Source organism: Streptomyces sp. 13-12-16, from assembly GCF_002114215.1.
In the GTDB taxonomy this organism is placed as follows: Bacteria; Actinomycetota; Actinomycetes; order Streptomycetales; family Streptomycetaceae; genus Streptomyces.
Genome location: NZ_NCTE01001219.1, coordinates 952 through 4657 on the forward strand (window position 1 = coordinate 952; position 3706 = coordinate 4657).

The 3706-nt window shown below is 73.8% G+C and carries 1 protein-coding gene; it reads right to left on the bottom strand.

The window, feature by feature from the left end:
• Positions 1 to 3706: type I polyketide synthase (locus tag B7767_RS45985; RefSeq protein WP_143652876.1), on the bottom strand; the 3706-nt coding region annotated here is incomplete at both ends.

Genomic DNA, 3706 nt, shown 5'->3' on the forward strand with positions numbered 1-3706 from the left:
TGAGCGCGGTCAGGACGCCGTCGGGGCCGATCTCCAGGAAGGCGTTCGCCCCGGCGTCGGTGAGTGCCCTGACGCCGTCGGCGTAGCGGACGGTGCCGCGGACGTGGCGCACCCAGTAGTCGGCCGAGCACAGCAGGTCGGGGCCGGCGATCTCACCGGTCACGTTGGACACGACGGGGATGCGCGGCTCGGCGTAGGTCAGACCCTCCGCGACCTCACGGAAGGCGTCCAGCATCGGCTCCATCAGCGGCGAGTGGAAGGCATGACTCACCGACAGCCGCTGCGTCCTGCGGCCCTGAGCGGCGAACTCCTCGCCGAGCGCGACGACTTCATTCTCGGCACCGGACACGACGACGGACCCGGGACCGTTGACCGCGGCCAGGGCGATCCCGTCCGTGAGACGCGGGACGATCTCCTCTTCGGTGGCCTCGATCGCCACCATCGCGCCGCCCGCCGGGAGGTCCCCCATCAGCCGGGCACGGGCCGCGACCAGCGTGCACGCGTCCTCCAGCGACAGCACCCCGGCCACGTGCGCGGCCGCGATCTCGCCGACCGAATGGCCTCCGACGAACTCCGGCGTCACACCCCAGCTTTCGATCAGCCGGTAGAGCGCCACCTCGACCGCGAACAGCGCGGGCTGCGTGTAACCGGTCGCATCGAGGAGCTCCGCCTCCGGCGTGCCCTCCTCGGCGAACAGCACCTCACGCAGCGGGCGTTCCAGCTCGTCATCGAAGTGGTTCAGTACGGCGTCCAGAGCCTCCGCGAACACCGGGAACCGGGCATACAGCTCACGTCCCGTCCCCGCCCGCTGCGAACCCTGACCCGAGAACAGCACCGCCGGCGACCGCTCCCCCGCACGACCACGCGCCACCTCCACCGGCGCCCCGCCCCCAACGCCCGCGAGGAGGACCACCCGGTGCTCGAACACCGACCGCCCCGACACCAGCGAGAAGCCCACGTCCAGCGCGGAGGCGGTGTCGAGGGTGACGATCCGGTCCAGTTGGTCTTCCAGAGCCTCCTCGGACTTCGCGGACACCGGCCACGGCACGGCTCCGGGGACGACCTCGGGCGCCGCGGCCGGCGTGACCGGCTCGGTCTCCGGGGCCTGCTCGATGATGGTGTGCGCGTTGGTGCCGCTGATACCGAAGGACGACACACCGGCACGGCGCGGACGCCCGGTCTCCGGCCAGTCGACGGTCTCGGTGAGCAGGCGCACCTCGCCCTCGGTCCAGTCCACGTGGGTCGACGGGGCGTCGATGTGCAGGGACTTGGGCAGCAGGCCGTGGCGGAGCGCCATGACGGTCTTGATGACGCCGGCGACTCCGGCGGCGGCCTGGGTGTGGCCGATGTTCGACTTGATGGAGCCGAGCAGCAGCGGCCGGTCGGCGGGGCGGTCCTGGCCGTAGGTGGCGAGCAGCGCCTGGGCCTCGATCGGGTCACCGAGGGTGGTGCCGGTGCCGTGCGCCTCGACGGCGTCCACGTCGGCGGGGGTGAGTCCGGCGCTCGCCAGGGCCTGCCGGATCACGCGCTGCTGCGACGGACCGTTGGGCGCGGTCAGGCCGTTGGAGGCGCCGTCCTGGTTGACGGCGGAACCGCGGATCACGGCGAGCACGGGGTGGCCGTTGCGGCGGGCGTCGGAGAGCCGCTCGACGACGAGCATGCCCACGCCCTCGGACCAGCCGGTGCCGTCGGCGGCGTCCGCGAAGGCCTTGCAGCGGCCGTCGGGGGCGAGGCCGCCCTGCCGGGTGAAGCCGGCGTATCCCATGGCGGTCGACATCACGGTGACGCCGCCCGCGAGGGCGAGGGAGCACTCGCCGGAGCGCAGCGCGTGGGCCGCCCAGTGCAGGGCGACCAGGGAGGAGGAGCAGGCGGTGTCGATCGTGACCGCCGGGCCCTCCAGGCCGAAGGTGTAGGACAGGCGGCCGGAGACGACGCTGGTGGCGAGGCCGGTGGGAGCGTGGCCCTCGGCGTCCTCACTGGAGTTCATGACGAGGGTGGTGTAGTCCTGGCCGCTGGTGCCGACGAACACACCGGTCCGGCTGCCGCGTACGGTCGCCGGGTCGATGCCGGCGCGTTCGAACGCCTCCCAGGTGGTCTCCAGGAGCAGGCGCTGCTGCGGGTCCATGGCGAGGGCCTCGCGCGGGGAGATCCCGAAGAAGCCGGCGTCGAAGTCGGCGACGTCGTAGAGGAAGCCGCCCTCGGAGGTGGCGCTGCGGCCGTGCCCGCCGTGTCCGCCGCGCACGAGGGTGTCCAGGTCCCAGCCGCGGTCGGTCGGGAAGGCGGAGATGCCCTCACGGCCCTCGACGACGAGCCGCCACAGTTCCTCGGGCGAGCTGACGCCGCCGGGCATCCGGCAGGCCATGCCGACGATGACGATCGGGTCTTCGGCCGTCGCGGGGAGAACCGTGACCGCGGGGGCGCCGGTGGTCCGCTCCTCGTCGAGGAGGGCGGTCACCAGGTGTCCGGCGAGCACGGTGGGCGTCGGGTAGTCGAAGACGAGGGTCGCCGGGAGCCGCAGGCCGGTGGCGGTGGTGAGGCGGTTGCGCAGTTCGACGGCGGTGAGCGAGTCGAAGCCGAGGTCGTGGAAGTCGCGGTCGGCCTCGACGGCCTTGGGCGAGGAGTGGCCGAGCACGGTGGCGGCCTCGCCGCGGACCAGGTCGAGCAGGACGCGGACGCGCTCCTCCTCCCGTGTCTCCAGGAGTCGGCGGGTGAGGTCCGCGGCGACCCGGGCACCGCCGACGGCGGTGGCGGCGGCGCGCCGGGTGCCGCGCACCAGGTTGCGCAGCAGCGGGGGCACCTCACCGGGCATCCGGGTGTTGCCGGAGGCGCCGATGGGCACGAGGCAGGGCTCGTCGGAGACCGTGGCGGCGTCCCAGAGCGCGAGGCCCTGTTCGACGCTGAGGGGTGGCGCGGCCGAGGCGGCCATCCTGCGGGCACTGGCGTCGGAGAGGGTGCCGGTCATGCCGCCGTCCTGGACCCAGGCGCCCCAGGCCAGGGAGAGGGCGGGCAGGCCGGCGGCGGCCCGCTGCTGAGCGAGCGCGTCCAGGAAGACGTTGGCCGCCGCGTAGTTGCCCTGGCCCGCACTGCCCATCACACCGGACACCGACGAGTACATGACGAAGGCGGCGAGGTCCAGGTCCCGGGTCAGCTCATGGAGGTGCCAGGCGGCGTCGACCTTCGGCCGCAGCACGCCGGAGACCCGCTCCGCCGACAGGGATGTCACCACGCCGTCGTCCAGAACGCCGGCCGTGTGGACGACCGCGGTCAGCGGGTGGGCGTCGGGGACGGCGGCGAGGAGCGCGGCGGTGGCGTCGCGGTCGGCGGTGTCGCAGGCGGCGACGGTCACCTCGGCGCCCAGCTCCCGCAGTTCGGCGGCGAGTTCGGCGGCGCCGGGCGCGTCCGGACCACGTCGGCCGGTCAGCAGCAGGTGCCGCATACCCGAGGCGGCGAGGCGGCGGGCGAGGTGTCCGCCGAGCGCACCGGTGCCGCCGGTGATGAGGACGGTGCCGTCGGGGTTCCAGCGGCGCGGCATCGTCAGCACGATCTTGCCGACGTGCCTGGCCCGGCTCATGAACCGGAACGCCTCACGCGCCCGCCGCACGTCCCACACCGTCACCGGCAGAGGCCGCAACGCCCCCTCGGCGAACAGCCCCACCAACTCCCGCAGCATCTCCCCCGTACGCGCGGGTCCGGCCTCACCGAGGTC